Source organism: Streptomyces venezuelae, from assembly GCF_008642315.1.
Classification (GTDB): domain Bacteria; phylum Actinomycetota; class Actinomycetes; order Streptomycetales; family Streptomycetaceae; genus Streptomyces; species Streptomyces venezuelae_D.
The window spans coordinates 1,076,038-1,100,297 of sequence record NZ_CP029192.1 but is presented as its reverse complement, the minus strand read 5'-3'; the positions used below and the strand labels follow the sequence as shown (position 1 = coordinate 1,100,297).

Here is a 24,260-nt window from a genome sequence, read left to right as displayed (position 1 = left end):
GTGCCGGAGCGCCGAGTGCCGGAGTGCCGAGTACCGAAGCGAAGCTCCGTCAGTACCTGAAGCGGGTCACCGTCGACCTCGGGCAGGCCCGCCAGCGGCTGCGCGAGGTGGAGGAGCGGGCCCAGGAGCCGATCGCCATCGTCTCCATGGCGTGCCGCTTCCCCGGCGACACCCGTACGCCCGAAGCCCTGTGGGACCTCGTCGCGGCGGGCGGTGACGCCGTCGGCGACTTCCCCACGAACCGTGGCTGGGACCTGGAGAACCTCTACCACCCGGACCCCGAGCACCCCGGGACCAGCTACGTGCGCCGCGGCGGCTTCCTCCACGACGCACCCGGCTTCGACGCGTCGTTCTTCGGGATCTCCCCGCGCGAGGCCCTGGCGATGGACCCGCAGCAGCGGGTGCTCATGGAGACGGCCTGGCAGCTCCTGGAGCGGGCCGGCATCGCCCCGGCGTCCCTGAAGCTGACGCCCACCGGCGTCTACATCGGCGCGGGCGTCCTCGGATTCGGCGGCGCGCAGCCCGACAAGCAGGTGGAGGGGCACCTCCTGACCGGCAACGCACTGAGCGTCCTGTCCGGCCGGATCTCCTTCACGCTCGGCCTGGAGGGCCCGTCGGTCAGCGTCGACACGGCGTGCTCGTCCTCGCTGGTGTCGATGCACCTGGCGGCGCAGGCGCTGCGGCAGGGCGAGTGCGACCTGGCCATGGCGGGCGGCGTGACCATCATGTCGACGCTGGGCGCGTTCACGGAGTTCTCCCGCCAGGGCGCGCTGTCCCCCGACGGGCGCTCCAAGGCGTTCGCGGCATCCGCCGACGGCACGGGCTTCTCCGAGGGCGCGGGCCTGCTCCTCCTGGAGCGCCTCTCCGACGCGCGCCGCAACGGCCACGAGGTCCTCGCGGTCATCCGCGGCTCGGCCGTCAACCAGGACGGCGCGAGCAACGGCCTGACCGCCCCCAACGGCCCCTCCCAGGAGCGCGTCATCCGCGCCGCCCTCGCCAACGCGGGCCTGGGAGCCGCCGAGGTCGACGCGGTGGAGGCACACGGCACCGGTACGCGGCTCGGCGACCCCATCGAGGCGGGCGCCCTGCACGCCACCTACGGGCGCGAACGCGACGACGACCATCCGCTGTGGCTCGGCTCGGTCAAGTCGAACATCGGACACCCGCAGGGCGCGGCGGGCGTCGCGGGCGTCATCAAAATGGTCATGGCCCTGCGGCGCGAGCTGCTGCCCGCCACGCTGTACGTCGACGAGCCGACCCCGCACGTCGACTGGTCCTCCGGCACGGTCAGGCTCCTCACCGAGCCGGTCGCCTGGAAGCGCGGCGAACGTCCGCGCCGCGCGGGCGTGTCCGCCTTCGGCATGTCGGGGACGAACGCGCACGTGATCCTGGAGGAGGCACCGGAGGCCCGGGAGGCCCCCGCGGCGTCGGAGGCCTCCGATGAGCCGACTCCCCAGCAGCCCCCCGAAGCCGCAAAGCGCGCACCCGCCGCGGCCTCCGTCGTGCCGTGGATCGTCTCCGCGCGCGGCGAGGAGGCGCTGCGCGCGCAGGCCGCGCTGCTGGCCGAGCACGTGGACGACGACACGCGACAGACCTCGCCCACGGAGGTCGGCTGGTCGCTCGCCACGACCCGCTCCGTTTTCGAGAACCGGGCCGTCGTCGTCGGAACGGACCGGGACGCGCTCCTCGACGGACTGCGGTCGCTGGCCGACGGCGAGGCCTCGCCCGACGTCGTGTCGGGAGCGGCCGGCGCCACGGGTCCGGGGCCGGTCATGGTGTTCCCCGGGCAGGGCGGCCAGTGGGTGGGCATGGGCGCCCGGCTCCTTGAGGAGTCCCCGGTGTTCGCGGCCCGCGTCGCCGAGTGCGAGCAGGCCCTGTCCGCGTACGTCGACTGGTCCCTGACCGATGTGCTGCGCGGGGACGGGTCCGAACTGTCCCGCATCGACGTCGTCCAGCCCGTCCTGTGGGCCGTCATGGTGGCCCTCGCCGCCGTCTGGGCCGACCAGGGCATCGAACCCGCCGCGGTCGTCGGCCACTCGCAGGGCGAGATCGCCGCGGCGTGCGTCGTGGGCGCCATCTCCCTGGACGAGGCGGCGCGCATCGTGTCCGTCCGCAGTGTCCTGCTGAGGACGTTGTCCGGGCGCGGCGGCATGGCGTCCCTCGGCATGAGCCAGGAGCAGGCCGCCGAACTGATCGACGGACACCCGGGTGTGGTGGTCGCCGCCGTCAACGGCCCGTCGTCGACGGTCATCTCGGGCCCGCCCGAGGGCATCGAGGCCGTCGTCGCCGACGCCCAGGAGCGCGGGCTGCGGGCCCGTGCCGTCGCCTCCGACGTGGCGGGGCACGGCCCGCAGCTGGACGCGATCCTGGACGAGCTCACCGAGCGGCTCGCCGGCATCCGCCCCGCCGCGACCGACGTCGCCTTCTACTCCACCGTCACCGCGGAACACCTCACCGACACCACAGTCCTGGACACCGGCTACTGGGTGCGCAACGTCCGCCGTACCGTGCGCTTCGCCGACACCATCGACGCGCTCCTCGCCGACGGATACCGCCTGTTCATCGAGGCCAGCCCGCACCCCGTCCTCAACCTCGCCCTGGAGAGCATCGTCGAGCGGGCGGACGTGTCCGCCTCCGTGGTCCCCACCCTCCGCCGCGACCACGGCGACACCGCCCAGCTCGCCAGGGCCGCCGCCCAGGCCTTCACGGCGGGCGCGGACGTCGACTGGCGCCGCTGGTTCCCGGCCGACCCCACCCCCCGTACCGTCGACCTACCCACCTACGCCTTCCAGCGCCAGGACTTCTGGATCGCCCCCACCGCGGGACGCTCCGGCGACCCCGCCGGGCTCGGCCTCGCGGCGTCCGGACACCCGCTCCTCGGCGCGTCCGTGGGCCTCGCCAGCGGTGACGTACACCTGCTGAGCGGCCGGGTGTCGCGGCAGTCGGCGGCGTGGCTGGACGACCACGTCGTGGCCGGGCACGCCCTGGTGCCCGGCGCCGCACAGGTGGAGTGGGTGCTGCGCGCCGCCGACGAGGCCGGCTGCCCCGCCCTGGAGGAACTCACGCTCCAGACCCCGCTGGTCCTGCCCGACACCGGGGGCCTGCGGATCCAGGTCGTCGTGGACGCGGCCGGCCCCCACGGCCGACGCGACGTACGGCTGTTCTCCCGCCCCGACGACGCCGACGACGCCTTCGCGACGGAACGGCCGTGGACCTGCCACGCCACGGGTGTCCTGGGCCCCGAGCCGGTCCACGGCGAAGCGGAACCCGAGCCCCTGGACGGCGCCTGGCCGCCGCCCGGCGCCGAGCCCGTGGACCCCGAGGACCTGTACGCGCGGGCCGACCGCACCGGCTACGGCTACGGGCCCGCCTTCCGCGGCGTACGCGCGCTGTGGCGCCACGGCAGTGACGTCCTGGCCGAGGTGACACTGCCCGAGGAGGCGGGCGACCCGGACGGCTTCGGCATCCACCCGGCGCTCCTCGACGCGGTCCTGCAGCCCGCGGCCCTCCTGCTGCCGCCCACCGCCACCGAGGCCGCGCAGGTCTGGCTGCCGTTCACATGGAACGACGTGGCCCTGCACGCCGTACGGGCCACCACCGTCCGGGTACGCCTCACCCTGCTCGGCGAGCGCGTCGACCAAGGCCTGCGCATCGAGGTCGCCGACGCGGTGGGCGCGCCGGTGCTCACCGTCCGCGACCTGCGCTCGCGCCCGACCGACACGGGGCGCCTCGCCGTGGCGGGGACCCGCGAACGGCACGGACTGTTCGACCTGAAGTGGCTCGCGCCGGAGCAGGGGAGCGGCCCCGACGCGGGCAGTTCCCTCGCAACCGCGGCCGACAGCTGGGTGACCCTGGGGGAGGACGTCGCAGACCTCGCGGCTCTCCTGGCGTCCATCGAGGCCGGCGCGCCGACACCGCGGCTGGTCGCCGCCCCCGTCGAGCCGGACCCGGCCGACGACGGCCTGGCTCTCGCCACCCACGTACTCGACCTCGTACAGACCTGGCTCGCCGCACCACTGCACGACAGCCGTCTGGTGCTCGTGACCCGGGGAGCAGTGGCCTTCGACAACGACGGCGGAGGCGACGGAGACGGCAACGGCGGCGGAGACGTGGACGTGGCCGCCGCGGCCGTGTGGGGGCTGGTCCGCAGCGCCCAGTCGGAGAACCCCGACCGTTTCACCCTGCTCGACCTCGGCCCTGCTCCCGAGGACACGCTCGCCGCCGCCCTGGACGCGGCACAGCCGTCCGAACCCCAACTCGCCTACCATCACGGTGAGATACGAGTCCCGAGGCTGACCCGAGCCGCACAGGACCGCACGGACGGAGGGGCGCGGCTCGACCCCGACGGCATGGTCCTCATCACCGGCGGCTCCGGTGTCCTCGGCCGACTGGTCGCCGAACACCTCGTCAAGGAGTGGGGCGTACGCCACCTCACGCTGGCGAGCCGACGCGGCGACCGCACACCGGGCAGCGACGAACTGCGCACTCACCTCACGGAGTTGGGTGCAACCACCGTGCACATCGCGACGGCCGACGTCGGCGACGCCGAATCGGTCGCGGCCCTCATCGCGTCCGTCGACCCCGCGCACCCCCTGACCGCCGTGATCCACGCCGCCGGTGTCCTGGACGACGCCGTCGTCACGGCCCAGACGCCCGAGAGCCTCGCGCGGGTGTGGGCGGCGAAGGCGACAGCGGCACGCCTGCTCCACGAGGCGACACGGGAGACACCTCTCGGCCTCTTCGTCGTCTTCTCCTCGGCGGCCGCGTCACTCGGCAGCCCCGGCCAGGCCAACTACGCGGCCGCCAACGCCTATTGCGACGCCCTCGTGCAGCACCGCCGCGCCCAGGGACTCGCGGGCCTGTCCATCGCCTGGGGCCTGTGGCAGGCGACCAGCGGCATGACCGGTCAGCTGAGCGACACGGACCTGGCGCGCATGAAGCGCACCGGCTTCGCCGCGCTGACCGACGAGGGCGGCCTGGCCCTGTTCGACGCGGCCCGCGCCCACGACCGCGCCTACGTGGTCGCGGCCGACCTCGACCCGCGCGCCGTGACCGACGGCCTCTCCCCGCTGCTGCGCACGCTCACCGCCCCCTCCGCACGGAGGCGGGTGGCCTCCGAGGGCCTCGCCGACGGAGCGCTGGCCGCACGCCTCGCGGGTCTCGACGAGGACGGTCGCCTGGCGCTTCTCACCGATGTCGTACGCGAGTACGTCGCCGCCGTCCTCGGCCACGGCTCCGCGTCCCGCGTGGGCGTCGACATCGCTTTCAAGGACCTGGGCTTCGACTCCCTGACCGCGGTGGAGCTCCGCAACCGCCTCTCGGCCGCCTGCGACGTACGGCTGCCCGCCACCCTCATCTTCGACCACCCCACGCCCCAGGCCCTCGCCACCCACCTGGTCCACCGCCTCGCGGGCACGGCGACGCCCGCCCCGACCCCCGTCGCCCCCCGCAGGCGCTCCACCGCGACCGGGTCGTCGGACGTCGACGACCCGGTGGCGATCGTCGCCATGACCTGCCGTTTCCCCGGCGGCGTCAGCTCCGCCGAGGAGCTGTGGGACCTGCTCGATGCCCGCACGGACGCGATGGGCGACTTCCCCACCGACCGCGGCTGGGACCTCGGCCGCCTCTTCCACCCGGACCCCGAACACACCGGCACCACCTACGCCGACCAAGGCGGCTTCCTCCCGGACGCCGGTGATTTCGACGCGGCGTTCTTCGGGATCAATCCGCGTGAGGCGTTGGCGATGGATCCGCAGCAGCGTCTGCTGTTGGAGGCGTCGTGGGAGGTGTTCGAGCGTGCGGGCATTGACCCGACGACGCTGAAGGGCAGCCTGACCGGCACGTACGTCGGCCTGATGAACCACGACTACGCCAAGTCCTTCCCCGAGGCCGACGCCCAGCTGGAGGGCTACGCCTACCTCGCGAGCACCGGCAGCATGGTGTCCGGCCGGGTCGCCTACACCTTCGGCCTTGAGGGTCCGGCGGTGACGGTCGACACGGCGTGCTCGTCGTCCCTGGTCTCCATACACCTTGCGGCCCAAGCTCTGCGCCAGGGCGAGTGTGACCTCGCCCTCGCGGGTGGCGTCACCGTCATGGCCGACCCGGACATGTTCGCGGGCTTCGCCCGTCAACGGGGCCTGTCACCCGACGGCCGCTGCAAGCCGTACGCCGCCGCGGCCGACGGAGTCGGGTTCTCCGAGGGTGTCGGTGTGTTGTTGCTGGAGCGGTTGTCGGATGCGCGCCGCAAGGGGCATCGGGTTCTGTCGGTGGTTCGGGGTTCGGCGGTGAACCAGGACGGTGCGAGCAACGGCCTGACCGCGCCGAACGGTCCGTCGCAGGAGCGGGTGATCCGTCAGGCGTTGGCGAGTGGTGGGTTGTCGCCGGTTGATGTGGATGTGGTGGAGGGGCACGGGACGGGGACGACGCTGGGTGATCCGATCGAGGCGCAGGCTCTGTTGGCGACCTACGGTCAGGGGCGTGCTGCGGATCGGCCGGTGTGGTTGGGGTCGGTGAAGTCGAACATTGGTCATACGCAGGCGGCTGCGGGTGTTGCGGGTGTCATCAAGATGGTGATGGCGATGCGGCGTGGTGTGGTGCCGGCGAGTTTGCATGTGGATGAGCCGTCGCCGCATGTGGATTGGGAGTCGGGTGCGGTGCGGTTGGCGGCGGAGTCGGTGCCGTGGCCGGAGGCTGGTCGGGGTGTGCGTCGTGCGGGTGTGTCGTCGTTCGGTGCGTCGGGGACGAATGCGCATGTGATCGTGGAGTACGTTCCCGAGCCTGAACCTGAGGTGGTTGCGGGAGACGGTGACGGTGGGCTGGTGCCGTGGGTGGTGTCGGCGCGGAGTCCGCAGGCACTGCGCGAACAGGCACGCCGACTGAGTGCCTTCGCCGAGGACGCGTCCCGCGCGCCGCTCACCGACGTGGGCCGGTCACTGTTCGACACGCGTGCGCTGCATGAGCGCCGGGCCGTGGTGCTGGCCGCGGATCGCGCGGAGCTCCTGGCCGGACTCGACGCGCTGGCGGCGGGAGAGCCGCATCCCGCGCTCGTCGCGCCGCTCTCGCCGCAGTCGCCGGCGGGCGATGACGTGGTCTGGTTGTTCAGTGGGCAGGGCAGTCAGGTGGTGGGGATGGGGGCTGGTTTGTATGAGCGGTTCCCTGTGTTCGCTGCGGCTTTTGATGAGGTGTGTGGGCTGCTTGATGTGGAGTTGGGTGGTTCGGTTCGGGAGGTTGTGTTCGGGGGGCCGCGGGAGCGGTTGGATCACACGATGTGGGCGCAGGCTGGGTTGTTTGCGCTTCAGGTGGGTCTGGCCAGGTTGTGGGAGTCGGTGGGGGTGCGGCCGGATGTGGTGGTCGGGCATTCCATCGGGGAGGTTGCGGCGGCGTATGTCGCGGGTGTTTTTGGTTTGGCGGATGCGTGTCGGGTGGTGGGGGCGCGTGCTCGGTTGATGGGTGGGCTGCCTGAGGGTGGTGCGATGTGTGCGGTGCAGGCGACGCCGGAGGAGTTGGCGGCGAGTCTTGAGGACTCTGCGGTGAGTGTCGCTGCGGTCAACACACCTGATTCCACTGTCATGTCGGGCCCTGTTGACCAGGTCGAGAGGATCGTTGGGTTCTGGCGGGAGAGGGGGCGTAAGACCAAGGCGTTGTCGGTCAGTCACGCGTTCCATTCGGTGTTGATGGAGCCGATGCTCGCTGAGTTCACCGAGGCGATACGTGGTGTGGAGTTCTGTGCGCCGAAGGTTCCGCTGATCAGCAATGTCACGGGCAAGCAAGCCGAGGCCGAGATCACTGCTCCGGAGTACTGGGCCAAGCATGTGCGGCAGGCAGTCCTCTTCCAGCCCGCCATTGCCGAAGTGGCGGACCGTGCGGGCGTGTTCGTTGAGCTCGGCCCTGCCCCCGTGCTGTCCACAGCCGCACAGCGCACCCTCGACGATGTCACCGATCCGCGAGAAGGCGAGCCTGTCGTCACTTCATCCCTGCACTCGGGCCGACCGGACGACCTCGCTTTCGCGCAGGCCATGGCCCGTCTTCACACGGCTGGAGTGGCCGTGGACTGGTCGGTCTTCTTCTCGGCGGCTTCGGTGTCTGGGGTGGTGGAGCTGCCGACGTATGCGTTCCAGCGTGAGCGGTTCTGGTTGGCGGGGCGTGCGGGGGGTGGGGATGCGGCTGGGCTGGGTCTGGTGGCGGCGGGGCATCCGTTGCTCGGTGCGGCGGTGGAGTTCGCTGATCGGGGTGGGTGCCTGTTGACCGGGCGGTTGTCGCGTTCGGGTGCTGCGTGGCTTGTGGATCATGTGGTGGGTGGGGCGGTGTTGGTGCCGGGGGCTGCGTTGGTGGAGTGGGCGTTGCGGGCCGGTGATGAGGTTGGTTGTGCGGTGGTGGAGGAGTTGATGTTGCAGGCGCCTGTGGTGGTGCCTGAGGTGTCGGGGCTGCGGGTTCAGGTGGTTGTGGATGAGGCCGGGGAGGACGGGCGGCGTGGCGTGCATGTGTACAGCCGTCCCGACGCCGACGCCGACACCTCCACGGCGACGGGTGGCGATGATGCGTGGGTCTGCCACGCCACCGGCGTACTCGCCCCCGAAAGCCCCCTTGCCGCGGACGAGTCGATGTCCGGGGCCTGGCCGCCGGCCGACGCTGAACCGTTGGGCGTGGAGGGCTTCTACGCGACGGCAGCGGAGGACGGATACGGATACGGCCCGGCGTTCCAGGGCCTGCGGGCCGCCTGGCGGCACGGCGACGATCTGCTGGCCGAGGTCGTCCTGCCCGAGGCCGCGGGCGCGCCCGACGGCTACGGCATTCACCCCGCCCTCCTCGACGCCACCCTGCACCCGCTCCTCGTGTCGCGCTTCCAGGAGGGCTCCGGGGACGATCAGCTCCACGTGCCGTTCGAATGGGCCGGTGTGTCTCTGCGGGCTGTGGGTGCCACCACCGTCCGTGTGCGCCTGCGCCCGGCCGGGGAGAGCGCCGAGCGCGGAGTGAGCGTGACGGTGACCGATGCGACCGGCGGCCTGGTCCTTGCCGCTGATGCTCTGAGGACACGTCCCGTGCAGCCCGGGCAGCTCGTCGCCGTGCAACAGCGGGACGTGCGCGGGCTGTTCGCGGTGGAGTGGACGCCGCTGCCGGCTCCGCAGGCAGACGTGTCCGACGGTGGCGGCTGGGTCGTGCTCTCGGGCGAGGGCGTCCGGCTCGCTGAAGTGGTGGAGTCGGAGGCGGTGGGCGATGAGGTGCCGTGGGCGGTGCTGGCGCCTGTCGACGTATCTGTCGACGACGGGTTGCGGGTGGCGGAGGGTGTTCTGTCGCTGGTGCAGGAGTTCCTTGCCGCGCCCGAGTTGGAGGAGACCCGTCTCCTCGTGGTGACGCGCTCCGCTGTGGCGACGGACGACGGCGCGGACGTGGATGCGTCAGCGGCCGCGGTGTGGGGGTTGGTGCGCAGCGCGCAGTCCGAGAACCCGGGCCGCTTCGTCCTGCTCGACATCGACGAGGATTCGCGTGATCTGCGTGTGGACGGTGCGGACGTGCTGCCGCAGTCCCTGCTGCGCCAAGCCGTCGAAGATCTCGACGAGTCCCAACTCGCCCTCCGTGACGGCGAGCTACGGATTCCCCGCCTCATCCAGGCGCCCCACTCCGCCGACATCGTCGCCCCGACCGGTGAGGCGGCCTGGCGTCTGCGGATGGAGAAGGGCGGTTCGCTGGACGACCTCGCGGCGGTCGCCTGCCCGGAGGTACTCGAACCTCTGGGGCCCGGACAGGTCCGGCTCTCGGTGCACGCCGCCGGTATCAACTTCCGTGACGTGCTCGTCGCGCTGGGCATGGTCCCCGCGTACGGCGCCATGGGCGGCGAAGGTGCCGGTGTCGTGACGGAGGTCGGCCCCGAGGTGACGCACCTGTCGGTCGGTGATCGCGTCATGGGTGTCTTCGAGGGCGCGTACGGGCCCGTGGTGATCGCAGACGCCCGGATGGTCGCACCGGTACCCCGGGGCTGGGACATGCGGGAGGCGGCCGGTATCCCGGCGGCCTTCCTCACCGCTTGGTACGGCCTGGTGGAGCTGGCCGGCTTGAAGGCGGGTGAGCGGGTGTTGATCCATGCCGCCACGGGTGGTGTGGGGATGGCGGCGGTGCAGATTGCCAAGCATCTTGGTGCGGAGGTGTTCGCCACCGCGAGTCCGGCCAAGCACAGCGTGCTGGAGGAGATGGGTATCGATGCCGCTCATCGTGCTTCCTCCCGTGATCTGGCCTTCGAGGACGCGTTCCGGCAGGCCTCCGGTGGCCGGGGTGTGGATGTCGTACTGAACAGCCTCACCGGCGAGTTCATCGACGCTTCCCTGCGGCTGCTGGGGGATAGGCACGGCCGGTTCCTGGAGATGGGCAAGACCGACGTACGCGCTCCGGAGGAGGTGGACGCGCAGTACCCAGGCGTCACGTACACCGTCTACGACCTGGTGGGTGATGCCGGGCCCGAACGCATCGGACGGATGCTGGACCAGCTCGGCGAGTTGTTCGCCTCAGATCGGCTTAAGGCCCTACCGGTACGTTCCTGGCCGCTGGGCAAGGCGCGGGAGGCGTTCCGGTTCATGAGTCAGGCGAAGCACACGGGCAAGCTGGTGCTGGAGGTCCCGCCTGCCCTCGACCCCGAGGGCACGGTGCTGATCACCGGTGGTACGGGTGCGCTGGGGCAGGTGGTGGCGGAGCATTTGGTGCGGGAGTGGGGCGTACGGCATCTGCTGCTGGCCAGCAGGCGCGGTCCGGACGCTCCCGGGGCCGAGGAACTGGTGGCGCGGATCGCGGAGTTGGGTGCTGAGACATCTCTTGTCGCGGCGGATGTGAGTGATGCGGCGTCGGTGGTGGAGCTGGTCGGCAAGACCGATCCTGCTCACCCTTTGACCGGGGTCGTGCATGCGGCGGGTGTGCTGGAGGACGCGGTGGTGACCGCGCAGACGCGGGATGGGCTCGGGCGGGTGTGGGCGGCCAAGGCCGGTGCCGCCGCGAACCTGCACGAGGCGACCCGGGATCTTCGTCTCGGTCTGTTCGTCGTGTTCTCCTCGGCCGCGGCGACGCTGGGCAGTCCGGGGCAGGCCAACTACGCGGCGGCCAACGCCTACTGCGACGCGCTGATGCAGCACCGCCGGACCCAAGGCCAGGCAGGTCTCTCCGTCGGATGGGGCCTCTGGGAAGCCTCAGGCGGCGAGAAGGGCAACGAGAACGTCAACGGGAACGTCAACGAGAAGGGCAACGGGAAGGGCAACGAAGCGGACGGCACGGCAACCACCGCATCGACCGGGATGACAGGTGGACTCACCGGCACCGACATCGCCCGCATGAGCCGCATCGGCGTCAAGGGCATGACCAACGCCCACGGCCTGGCCCTCCTCGACGCCGCGCACCGCAACGGCCGCCCCCACCTGGTGGGCTTCAACCTCGACCTGCGCACCCTCGCCACGCACCCCGTGGACACGAGGCCGGCCCTGCTGCGCGGTCTCGCCGCCCCCACCGCCGGCGGAGCGAACAGGCCCACCGCCACGGCGGGCGGACAACCCGCGGATCTGGCCGGCCGACTGGCCGCCCTGCCGCCTTCCGACCGCCACCACACGCTGGTGCGGCTCATCCGGGAGCAGGCCGCCACCGTTCTCGGGCATCACCCCGACGGCCTCACTCCGGGCAGCACCTTCAAGGAGCTCGGATTCGACTCCCTCACCGCGGTCGAACTGCGCAACAGGCTGTCCGCCGCCACCGGCCTCCGGCTGCCTTCCGGGCTCGTCTTCGACCATCCGGACGCCGACATCCTCGCGGAACACCTGGGCGCGCAGCTCGCCCCCGACGGAGACACGCCCGCCGGGCAGGAGGCCACCGAACCGCTCCTCCGCGACCTCGCGAAACTCGAGCACGCCCTGTCCTCCGCCCACGTCGAACACCTCGACGCCGACGCGGTCACTACCCGGCTGGAAACGCTGCTGTCGAAGTGGAAGTCGGCCAGTGCGGCGCCCGGCTCGGGCAGTACGAAGGAGCAGCTCAAGGTTGCCACGACCGACCAGGTCCTCGACTTCATCGACAAAGAACTGGGTGTGTGAAACGACCGTGCACGGCGCGACAACCACGCTGAAGGCTGGGTGAACTCTCATGGCGAGTGAAGAGGAACTGGTCGACTACCTCAAGCGGGTCGCCGCCGAACTGCACGACACCCGGCAGCGCCTGCGCGAGGTGGAGGACCGCAGGCAGGAACCGGTGGCCGTCGTCGGCATGGCCTGCCGTTTCCCCGGCGGCATCGAGACCCCCGAAGGCCTGTGGGACCTGGTCGCCGCCGGCGACGACGCCATCGAGCCCTTCCCCACCGACCGCGGCTGGGATCTGGAGGGCATCTACCACCCGGACCCCGACCACCCCGGAACCTGCTACGTCCGCGAAGGCGGCTTCCTCACCGCCGCCGACCGGTTCGACTCCGACTTCTTCGGCTTCAGCCCGCGCGAGGCGCTGGCCAGCAGCCCGCAACTGCGGCTGCTCCTGGAGACGTCCTGGGAGGCACTCGAACGGGCGGGCGTCGACCCCGCCTCCCTCAAGGGAAGTCCCACGGGCGTCTACGTCGGTGCCGCCACCACCGGCAACCAGACCCAGGGCGACGCGGGCGGCAAGGCGACGGAGGGCTACGCGGGCACGGCGCCCAGCGTCCTCTCGGGCCGCCTGTCCTTCACGCTCGGCCTGGAGGGTCCGGCGGTGACCGTCGAGACCGCGTGCTCCTCCTCGCTGGTGGCGATGCACCTGGCGGCCAACGCCCTGCGCCAGGGCGAGTGCGACCTGGCCCTGGCGGGCGGTGTCACCGTCATGTCCACCCCTGAGGTCTTCACGGGCTTCTCGCGCCAGCGCGGCCTGGCCCCCAACGGCCGTTGCAAGCCGTTCGCCGCTGCGGCCGACGGCACCGGCTGGGGCGAGGGCGCCGGCCTGATCCTCCTGGAACGCCTCTCCGACGCCCAGCGCAACGGCCACAACATCCTCGCGGTCATCCGCGGCTCCGCCATCAACCAGGACGGCGCCAGCAACGGTTTCACCGCACCCAACGGCCCCTCGCAGCGGCGCGTCATCCGCCGGGCACTGGCCGGCGCCAACCTGTCCACGTCGGAGATCGACGTCGTCGAGGCGCACGGCACGGGTACGCGGCTCGGCGACCCGATCGAGGCCGAGGCGCTCATCGCCACGTACGGCAAGGAGCGCGAGGACGACCGCCCGCTGTGGCTCGGCTCGGTCAAGTCCAACATCGGGCACACGCAGGCCGCGGCCGGTGTGGCGGGTGTCATCAAGATGGTGATGGCCCTGCAACGCGAACTGCTGCCCGCCACCTTGAACGTCGACGAGCCGACTCCGCACGTGCAGTGGGACGGCGGAGGAGTACGTCTCCTCACCGAGCAGGTCCCGTGGTCACGCGGGGACCGCCCGCGCCGGGCCGGCGTCTCCTCCTTCGGCATCTCGGGCACGAACGCGCACGTGATCCTGGAGGAAGCTCCCGAAGCAGCCGAAGCTCCCGAGGAGTCGGGAGGGCCGGCCGAGGAAGCATTGCCGGGGGCGGTGGTGCCGTGGGTCCTCTCCGGGCGGTCCGAGGAAGCACTGCGGGAACAGGCCCGCAGGCTGCACGAGTTCGCCACCGGGGGTGGCGCGCAGGCGCTGTCGCCGGAGGTCGGCTGGTCGCTCGCCACGGCACGGGCGGTTCTCGAACACCGGGCTGTGGTGGTGGGCCGGGACCGGGACGAGCTGGTGGCCGGGGTCGCAGCGCTGGCCACGGGCGAGGCGTCTCCGGATGTGGTGTCCGGGGTGGCGTCCGGTGATGTGGGTCCCGGCCCGGTGTTGGTGTTTCCGGGGCAGGGGTCGCAGTGGGTGGGGATGGGCGCCCAACTGCTGGACGAGTCGCCGGTGTTCGCCGGGCGGATTGCCGAATGCGAGCAGGCCCTGTCTTCGTACGTTGACTGGTCGTTGCGTGAGGTGTTGCGCGGGGACGGGAGTGAACTGGCGCGGGTCGAGGTCGTGCAGCCGGTGTTGTGGGCTGTCATGGTCTCGCTGGCCGCGGTCTGGGCGGATCAGGGGATCGTTCCGGCCGCCGTGATCGGGCATTCGCAGGGTGAGATGGCTGCCGCGTGTGTGGCGGGTGCGCTGTCGCTGGAGGATGCGGCGCGGATTGTGGCGGTACGAAGTGACGCACTGCGCCAGCTTCAGGGGCACGGCGACATGGCCTCCGTCGGAGCCAGTGCCGAGCGGACCGTCGAGCTGATCGGCGACCGGCCGGGGGTGAGTATCGCCGCCGTCAACGGGCCTACAGCAACCGTCATTTCGGGGTCGCCGGAGCATGTGGCTGCCGTCGTCGCCGAGGCGGAAGAGGCCGGGCTGCGGGCCCGCGTGATCGATGTCGGTTACGCCTCCCACAACCCGCAGATCGACGCATTGCACGACCTGCTCACTGAGCGCTTGGCCGACATCCGGCCCGTGTCGACGGACGTGGCGTTCTACTCGACCGTCACGGCTGAGCGGCTGGCGGACACCACCGCGCTGGACACCGACTACTGGGTCACCAACCTCCGCCAGCAGGTTCGTTTCGCCGACACGGTCGAAGCCCTGCTGGCCGACGGCTATCGGCTGTTCATCGAGGCCAGCGCCCACCCCGTGCTGGGTCTCGGCATGGAGGAGACGATCGAGCGGGCGGACGTGTCCGCCACCGTCGTGCCGACCTTGCGCCGCGACCACGGTGACACCGCCCAGCTGACCCGTGCCGCCGCGCAGGCGTTCGCCGCGGGTGCGCAGGTCGACTGGCGGCGCTGGTTCCCGGCCGAGCCGACCCCTCGTACCGTCGACCTGCCCACGTACGCCTTCCAGCGCCGCCGCTACTGGCTGCCGGTGGACGGCGTCGGGGACGTGCGTTCCGCGGGGCTGCGACGGTTGGAACACACGTTGCTGCCCGCTGCGCTCGGGCTTGCCGACGGTGCCCTCGTGCTAACGGGGCGGCTTTCGGCGTCCGGTGGCGGCGATTGGCTGGCCGACCACGCGGTGGCGGGCACGACGCTCGTCCCCGGCGCCGCGCTGGTCGAGTGGGCGCTGCGCGCCGCCGACGAGGCGGGCTGCCCCACGCTGGAGGAGCTGACGCTCCAGGCGCCCCTGGTGCTGCCGGACACCGGAGGCCTCCAGGTCCAGGTCGTCGTGGGCGCGCCCGACGAGCAGAGCGGACGGCGTGAGGTGCGCGTCTTCTCGCGCACCGAAGCGGAGTCCGCGGCCGAGTACGTGACCGAGTACGCGACCGCGTCCGACGACGGGCCGGGCCGCGACGAGGACTGGCTGTGTCACGCCACCGGGGTGCTGAGCCCCGCCCCCGGGGACGTACCGGACGGGCTGACCGGACAGTGGCCGCCGGCGGGCGCCGAGCCGGTAGAGGTCGGTGATCTCTACGAGCGGGCCGCGTCGGCGGGGTACGAGTATGGGCCGTCGTTCCAAGGACTGAGTGCCGTATGGCGTCAGGGGACGGACCTGCTCGCCGAGGTGCAACTGCCGGAACAGGCGGGCTCCGAGGACGGCTTCGGCATTCACCCCGTACTGCTGGACGCCGCCCTGCATCCGGCGCTGCTCCTCGCCGGGGAGGCCTCCGGCGCCAACCAGCACCCCAACCTGCCGTTCGCGTGGAACGGGGTGTCCCTGTGGGCCACGGGCGCCGCCACCGTACGGGTGCGGCTGTCCCCGTACGGGGACGAGGGCGAGAGCGGCGGTGCGCTGCGCGTGACCGTCGCCGATGCCACGGGCGCGCCCGTGCTCACCGTGGACTCACTGGCCCTGCGGCCCGCCGACCCGGAACTGCTGCGCTCGGCGGGTCGGGCGGGCGGCGTCATCCCCAACTTGTTCACGGTGGAGTGGAACACGCTGCCTCCGGCGGCAACCGTGGGGGAGAGCACCGACGGCTGGGCGGTGCTCGGCCAGGAGGCGCCCGATTGGGCGGGGCCGGACACCCCTCGCTACCCCGACCTGCCGGCGCTGCTGGCCTCCCTGGACGCGGGGGACGCGGGGGCACAGGCTCCCGCGACCGTCCTGGTCGAGGCTGTCGCCCCTGCCTCCGGGACGGTCGACGCCCGAGGGCGGGCTGTCGCCGACGAGGTCCTGGCCCTGCTCCGGGACTGGCTCGCCGAGCCGCGTCTCACCGAGACCCGGCTTGTACTGGTCACGCATGGCGCGGTGCCGGTGCCGGTAACGACACCGACGGCCGACGCGGGAGACGACCGGAGCGCCGGGTCCATCGACGTCCCCGCGTCCGCGCTATGGGGACTCATACGCGCCGCGCAGGCCGAACACCCGGACCGGTTCGTCCTGTTGGACACGACGGGCACGACGGGCACGACGGGCACGGCGGACACGGCGGGTACGGCCGATACGGCGGACCCGGCAGACGCGGGATGCACGGACTCAGCCGCGGTCGCCGCGGCCCTCGCGACCAACGAGCCCCAGCTGGCCATCCGCGGCGGAGTGACACTGGCCCCCCGCCTGACCCGCGCCACTTCAACCGCTACCGCTACCGCTACCGCCACCGCTGACACCGACACCGGAACCGGAACCGGAACCACCCTCGCCCCCAACGGCACCGTCCTCATCGCAGGCGGCACCGGCATGATGGGCGCCCTCGTCGCCGAGCACCTGATCAACACCTGGTCGGTACGGCACCTCCTGCTCGTCAGCCGCCAAGGCCCAGACGCCCCCGGCGCCCGCGAACTCACCGACCGGCTCACCGGTCTCGGCGTCGCCGTCCGCATCGTCGCGGCCGACCTGACGGACGCCCGGGCCACCGCCGACCTGGTCGCCTCGGTCGACCCCGCGCATCCGCTGACCGGCGTGATCCACGCGGCAGGTGTCCTGGACGACGCCGTGGTCACCGCGCAGACCGGTGAGCAACTGGCGAGGGTATGGGCGGCCAAGGCCTCCGTCGCCGCCAACCTCGACGCGGCCACCGCGGATCTGCCGCTCGGCCTCTTCCTCATGTTCTCCTCCGCGGCCGGCGTCCTCGGCAACGCCGGCCAGGTCGGCTACGCCGCCGCCAACGCCTTCGTCGACGCCCTGGTCGCCCGCCGCCGCGCTGCGGGCCTGCCGGGCCTGTCCATCGCCTGGGGTCTGTGGGCACGCGGCAGCGCGATGACCCGGCACCTGGACGACGCAGACCTCGCGCGGCTGCGCGCCAGTGGCGTCAAGCCGCTCCTCGATGAGCAGGGCCTGGCCCTCCTCGACGCGGCCCGCGCGGCCGCGCCCCGCACCTCCCTGCTGGTCGCGGCGGGCATCGACGTACGCGAACTGTCCGCGGACGACGTACCGGCGATCCTGCGCAACCTCACGGGCCGGACCCGCCGAAGGGCCGCCGCCGACTCCGCGGTGGAGAAGGGGGCGCTGGAGCGACGGCTCGCGGGCCTGGACGAGGGAGAGCGCAGGGCTGCCGTCACCGATGTCGTGCGCGAGTGCGTGGCGGCGGTGCTCGGCCACCGGTCGGCCTCCGACGTACGCACCGAGGCCAACTTCAAGGACCTGGGCTTCGACTCGCTCACGGCGGTCCAGCTGCGCAACCGACTCTCGGCGGCCAGCGGTCTCCGCCTGCCCGCCACGCTGGCCTTCGACCACCCCACCCCCCAGGCCCTCGCGGCCTACCTCTGCACACGCCTGGGCGGAGTGACCGCGGCCCCCGCCGCGCCGGTCGCGCTGCCCGCCGCCACGACGGACGATCCGGTGGCGATCGTCGCCATGGCCTGCAAGTACCCGGGCGGAGTGACTTCGCCCGAAGGGTTGTGGGACCTGGTCGCGGCGGGCGTGGACACCGTCGGCGAGTTCCCGACCGGCCGCGGCTGGGACCTGGAACGCCTCTTCCACCCCGACCCGGACCACCCCGGCACCAGCTACGCCGACGAAGGCGCCTTCCTCCCGGACGCCGGTGACTTCGACGCGGCGTTCTTCGGGATCAATCCGCGTGAGGCGTTGGCGATGGATCCGCAGCAGCGTCTGTTGCTGGAGGCGTCGTGGGAGGTGTTCGAGCGTGCGGGGATCGACCCGACGACGCTGAAGGGCAGCTTGACGGGCACGTACGTAGGCGTCATGTACCACGACTACGCGGCCGGCCTGGCCCAGGACGCCACACTGGAGGGCTACTCCATGCTGGCCGGTTCCGGCAGCGTGGTCTCCGGCAGGGTCTCCTACACCCTGGGCCTCGAGGGTCCGGCGGTGACGGTCGACACGGCGTGCTCGTCGTCCCTGGTCTCCATACACCTTGCGGCCCAAGCCCTGCGCCAGGGCGAGTGCGACCTCGCCCTCGCGGGTGGCGTCACCGTCATGGCGACCCCCGAGGTCTTCACCGGCTTCTCGCGCCAGCGTGGCCTGGCCCCGGACGGCCGCTGCAAGCCGTTCGCCGCTGCGGCGGACGGCACGGGCTGGGGCGAGGGTGTCGGTGTGTTGTTGCTGGAGCGGTTGTCGGATGCGCGCCGCAAGGGGCATCGGGTTCTGTCGGTGGTGCGGGGTTCGGCGGTGAACCAGGACGGTGCGAGCAACGGCTTGACCGCGCCGAACGGCCCCTCGCAGGAGCGGGTGATCCGTCAGGCGTTGGCGAGCGGTCGTCTCTCGTTCGGGGACGTCGATGTGGTGGAGGGGCACGGGACGGGGACGACGCTGGGTGATCCGATCGAGGCGCAGGCTCTGTTGGCGACGTACGGTCAGGGGCGTGCTGCGGATCGGCCGGTGTGGTTGGGGTCGGTGAAGTCGAACATCGGTCATACGCAGGCGGCTGCGGGTGTTGCGGGTGTCATCAAGATGGTGATGGCGATGCGGCGTGGTGTGGTGCCGGCGAGTTTGCATGTGGATGAGCCGTCGCCGCATGTGGATTGGGAGTCGGGTGCGGTGCGGTTGGCGGCTGAGTCGGTGCCGTGGCCGGAGGCTGGTCGGGGTGTGCGTCGTGCGGGTGTGTCGTCGTTCGGGGCGTCGGGGACGAATGCGCATGTGATCGTGGAGTACGTTCCCGAGCCTGAACCTGAGGCTGTTCCGGTGGTTGCGGGAGACGGTGACGGTGGGCTGGTGCCGTGGGTGGTGTCGGCGCGGAGTACGCAGGCACTGCGCGACCAAGCACGCCGACTCAGCGAGGCGGTGACGGGCGACTCGGCCGTGGCAGTACGTGATGTGGGCTGGTCGTTGCTGCGTTCGCGCTCACTGTTCGATCAGCGCGCTGTCGTGGTCGGGTCCGAGCGCTCCGAACTGGTCGCAGGTCTCGAGGCGTTGGCAGTCGGTGAGGCACATCCGGCCTTGACGCTGTCAGCTGAAGGGGCCGCGGCTCCGAGCGGAGACACGGTCTGGTTGTTCAGTGGGCAGGGCAGTCAGGTGGTGGGGATGGGGCTGGTTTGTATGAGCGGTTCCCTGTGTTCGCTGCGGCTTTTGATGAGGTGTGTGGGCTGCTTGATGTGGAGTTGGGTGGTTCGGTTCGGGAGGTTGTGTTCGGGGGGCCGCGGGAGCGGTTGGATCACACGATGTGGGCGCAGGCTGGGTTGTTTGCGCTTCAGGTGGGTCTGGCCAGGTTGTGGGAGTCGGTGGGGGTGCGGCCGGATGTGGTGGTCGGGCATTCCATCGGTGAGATCGCGGCGGCGTATGTCGCGGGTGTTTTTGGTTTGGCGGATGCGTGTCGGGTGGTGGGGGCGCGTGCTCGGTTGATGGGTGGGCTGCCTGAGGGTGGTGCGATGTGTGCGGTGCAGGCGACGCCGGAGGAGTTGGCGGCGAGTCTTGAGGACTCTGCGGTGAGTGTCGCTGCGGTCAACACACCTGATTCCACTGTCATTTCGGGCCCTGTTGACCAAGTCGAGAGGATCGTTGGGTTCTGGCGGGAGAAGGGGCGTAAGACCAAGGCGTTGTCGGTCAGTCACGCGTTCCACTCCGCCTTGATGGAGCCGATGCTCGCTGAGTTCACCGAGGCGATACGTGGTGTGGAGTTCTGCGCGCCGAAGGTTCCGCTGATCAGCAATGTCACGGGCAAGCAAGCCGAGGCCGAGATCACTGCTCCGGAGTACTGGGCCAAGCATGTGCGGCAGGCAGTCCTGTTCCAGCCCGCGATCGCCCAAGTAGCCGCACAGAGTGGTGTGTTCATCGAACTGGGCCCGAGCCCCGTCCTGATCACTGCTGCCCAGCACATCCTCGATGACCTTGCCGACCCGCATGCGCCCGAGCCCGTGCTGGTCTCGTCACTCGTCGGAGAACGTTCCGACGAGCAGGCGTTCCTGGGTGCGATGGCCCGTCTTCACACGGCTGGAGTGGCCGTGGACTGGTCGGTCTTCTTCTCGGCGGCTTCGGTGTCTGGGGTGGTGGAGTTGCCGACGTATGCGTTCCAGCGGGAGCGGTTCTGGTTGGCGGGGCGTGCGGGGGGTGGGGATGCGGCTGGGCTGGGTCTGGTGGCGGCGGGGCATCCGTTGCTCGGTGCGGCGGTGGAGTTCGCTGATCGGGGTGGGTGCCTGTTGACCGGGCGGTTGTCGCGTTCGGGGGCTGCGTGGCTCGCTGATCATGTGGTGGGTGGGGCGGTGTTGGTGCCGGGGGCCGCGTTGGTGGAGTGGGCGTTGCGGGCCGGTGATGAGGTTGGTTGTGCGGTGGTGGAGGAGTTGATGTTGCAGGCGCCTGTGGTGGTGCCTGAGGCGTCGGGGCTGCGGGTTCAGGTGGTTGTGGACGAGGCCGGGGAGGACGGGCGGCGTGGCGTGCATGTGTACAGCCGCCCCGACGCCGACACCTCCACGGCGACGGGTGGCGATGATGCGTGGGTCTGCCACGCCACCGGCGTACTCGCCCCCGAATCCGATCCCGGAACAGTCGCAGGTCTTGCCGGGGCCTGGCCCGGAGCCGGCACCGTGCCCGTGGACCTGACAGGCTTCTACGAGCGCGTGGCCGACGCGGGCTATGCGTACGGCCAGGCGTTCCAAGGCCTGCAGGCCGTGTGGCGCGATGGCGGGGATCTGCTGGCCGAGGTCGTCCTGCCCGAGGCCGCGGGCGCGCCCGACGGCTACGGCATTCACCCCGCCCTCCTCGACGCCACCCTCCACCCGGCCCTGCTGCTCGACTGGTCCGACGGGCAACCACAGGACGACTGCAAGGTCTGGCTGCCGTTCACCTGGAACCAGGTTTCCCTGTGGGCCGCGGGGGCCGGCACCGTACGGGTGCGGTTGTCGCCCGGTGAGCACGACGAGGCCGAGCGGGAAGTACGGGTCCTGGTCACCGACACCACGGGCACGAACGTCCTCAGCGTGGGATCCGTGACGCTGCGGCCCGCGGACTTGGCGCAACTGCGGTCCGCGCAGCCGCAGGACGACGGCCTGTTCACCGTGGACTGGACGCCGCTTCCGGCCCCGCAGGCAGACGTGTCCGACGGTGGCGGCTGGGTCGTGCTCCCGGGTGAGGGTGTCGGTCTCACGGATGTGGTCGCGTCGGTCGGCGACGAAGTGCCGTGGGCGGTGCTGGCGCCGGTCAATACCGCCCCGGGCGACGGGCTGCGGGTTGCCGAGGGCGCGCTGTCGTTGGTACAGGAGTTCCTGGTCGCGCCCGAGTTGGAGGAGACCCGTCTCCTCGTGGTGACGCGCTCCGCTGTGGCGACGGACGACGGCGCGGACGTGGATGCGTCAGCGGCCGCGGTGTGGGGGTTGGTGCGCAGTGCGCAGTCCGAGAACCCGGGCCGCTTCGTCCTGCTCGACGTCGATGACGACGTACCTCCGGAAGCCCTCGACGAGGTGCTGCCGCAGTCCCTGCTGCGCCAAGCCGTCGAAGACCTCGACGAGTCCCAACTCGCTCTCCGTGACGGCACACTGCTGATCCCGCGACTCGTCCGCGCGAGCGGCGGCGCCACCGTCGCCATGCCCAACGACCGCGCCTGGCGCCTCGACAAGGGGAGCGCCGAGACGTTGGAGAGCGTGGCGCCGGTCGCGTACCCCGAAGTGCTGGAGCCTCTCGCACCGGGCCAGGTACGTATAGGCATCCACGCCGCGGGCATCAACTTCCGCGACGTCCTGGTCAGCCTCGGCATGGTGCCGGGACAGATCGGCCTGGGCGGCGAAGGTGCCGGTGTCGTGACGGAGGTCGGCCCCGAGGTCACGCACCTGTCGGTCGGTGATCGCGTCATGGGCGTACTGCACGGTTCCTTCGGTCCGACGGCCGTCGCGGACACGCGGATGGTCGCGTCGGTGCCGCACGGCTGGGACATGCGGCAGGCGGCGGCGATGCCTGTCGCGTATCTGACGGCTTGGTACGGCCTGGTGGAGCTGGCCGGGTTGAAGGCGGGCGAGCGGGTGTTGATCCATGCCGCCACGGGTGGTGTGGGGATGGCGGCGGTGCACATCGCCCGGCATCTTGGTGCGGAGGTGTTCGCCACCGCGAGTCCGGCCAAGCATGCCGTGCTGGAGGAGATGGGCGTCGATGCCGCTCATCGTGCTTCCTCCCGTGATCTGGCCTTCGAGGACGCGTTCCGGCAGGCCACTGGCGGCCGGGGTGTGGATGTCGTACTGAACAGCCTCACCGGCGAGTTCATCGACGCTTCCCTGCGGCTCATGGGGGACAGCGGTGGCCGGTTCCTGGAGATGGGCAAGACGGACCTGCGGGAGCCCGAGGAGGTGAGCGGGGAGTACCCGGGCGTCACGTACACCGTCTACGACCTCGTCACCGATGCCGGGCCGGACCTCATCGAGGTCATGATGCGGGACCTCGGCGAGAGGTTCACGTCAAGAGCCCTGGCCCCTCTCCCCGTACGTTCCTGGCCGCTGGACAGGGCGCGGGAGGCGTTCCGGTTCATGAGTCAGGCGAAGCACACGGGCAAGCTGGTGCTGGATGTACCCGCACCGCTCGACCCCGAGGGCACGGTGCTGATCACCGGTGGTACGGGTGCGCTGGGGCAGGTGGTGGCGGAGCATCTGGTGCGGGAGTGGGGCGTACGGCATCTGCTGCTGGCCAGCAGGCGCGGCCCGGACGCTCCCGGGGCTGACGAACTGGTGGCGCGGATTGCGGAGTTGGGTGCTGAGGCATCTCTTGTCGCGGCTGATGTGAGTGATGCGGCGTCGGTGGTGGAGCTGGTCGGCAAGACCGATCCTGCTCACCCTCTGTCCGGGGTCGTGCATGCGGCGGGTGTGCTGGAGGACGCGGTGGTGACCGCGCAGACGCGGGATGGGCTCGGGCGGGTGTGGGCGGCCAAGGCCGGTGCCGCCGCGAACCTGCACGAGGCGACCCGGGATCTGCGTCTTGGTCTGTTCGTCGTGTTCTCCTCGGCCGCGGCGACGCTGGGCAGTCCGGGACAGGCCAACTACGCGGCGGCCAACGCCTACTGCGACGCACTGATGCAGCACCGCCGGACCCAAGGCCAGGCAGGTCTCTCCGTCGGATGGGGCCTTTGGGAAGCCTCGAAGGACACGAGGGACACGAGGGACAGCGGTACGGCCGACGAGCAGAGCGGCACCGCCACGCCTGACACCCCCGGCCCCGCCGGAATGACCGGCAGCCTCAGCGAAGTCGACGTCTCCCGCATGGCCCGCATCGGTGTGAAGGCGATGACCAACGCCCACGGCCTCGCCCTCCTCGACGCCGCGCACCGCGCCGGCCGCCCCCACCTGGTGGCCGCCGACCTGAACCCCCGAGTCCTCGCCGGCAAACCCGCCGCCGCACTGCCCCCGCTCCTCCGCGCCTTCGCCGGCGGCCGGGGATCCGCGCGGCCCACCGCCGCCGTGGCGGCCCGGCAGAACATCGACTGGGCGGGCAAGCTGTCCGCGCTCACCGCCGAGGACCAGCACCGCACCCTGCTCGACCTGGTGCGGACGCACGCGGCGGCCGTCCTCGGGCACGCGGGAACCGACGCGGTGCGCGCCGACGCCCCCTTCCAGGACCTCGGCTTCGACTCCCTCACCGCCGTCGAACTGCGCAACAGGCTGTCCGCCGCCACCGGCCTGCGCCTGCCGGCCACGTTCATCTTCCGGCACCCCACCCCGTCGGCCATCGCCGAGGAGCTGCGCACACAGCTGTGCCCCGCGGGGGCCGACCCGTCGGCGCCGCTCTTCGGCGAGCTGGACAAGCTGGAGACGGTGATCGTGGGGCACGCGCACGACGAGGACACGCGCGGGCGCCTCGTGTCGCGCCTGCAGAGCCTGCTGTGGCGTCTCGACGACACCGCGAGCGCGGCGGGCGACACCGGAGGGGACGCCGCGGAGAGCGACGACCACGACCTCGAATCCGCTTCGGACGACGAGCTCTTCGAGCTGATCGACCGAGAACTGCCCTCTTGACCAGGA

Annotated in this window: 1 protein-coding gene and 1 pseudogene; both read left to right on the top strand. The window is 71.5% G+C overall.

What is annotated here, in order from left to right; translation table 11 throughout:
• Window positions 1-23: 23 nt before the first annotated feature.
• On the top strand, window positions 24-12,059 hold the full coding sequence (locus tag DEJ48_RS04600; RefSeq protein ID WP_150214695.1) for a type I polyketide synthase: 12,036 nt from the start codon (window positions 24-26) through the stop codon (window positions 12,057-12,059).
• 49 nt (window positions 12,060-12,108) lie between these two features.
• Window positions 12,109-24,254, top strand: a pseudogene (locus DEJ48_RS41010) (SDR family NAD(P)-dependent oxidoreductase).
• The last annotated feature ends 6 nt before the right edge of the window (window positions 24,255-24,260 follow it).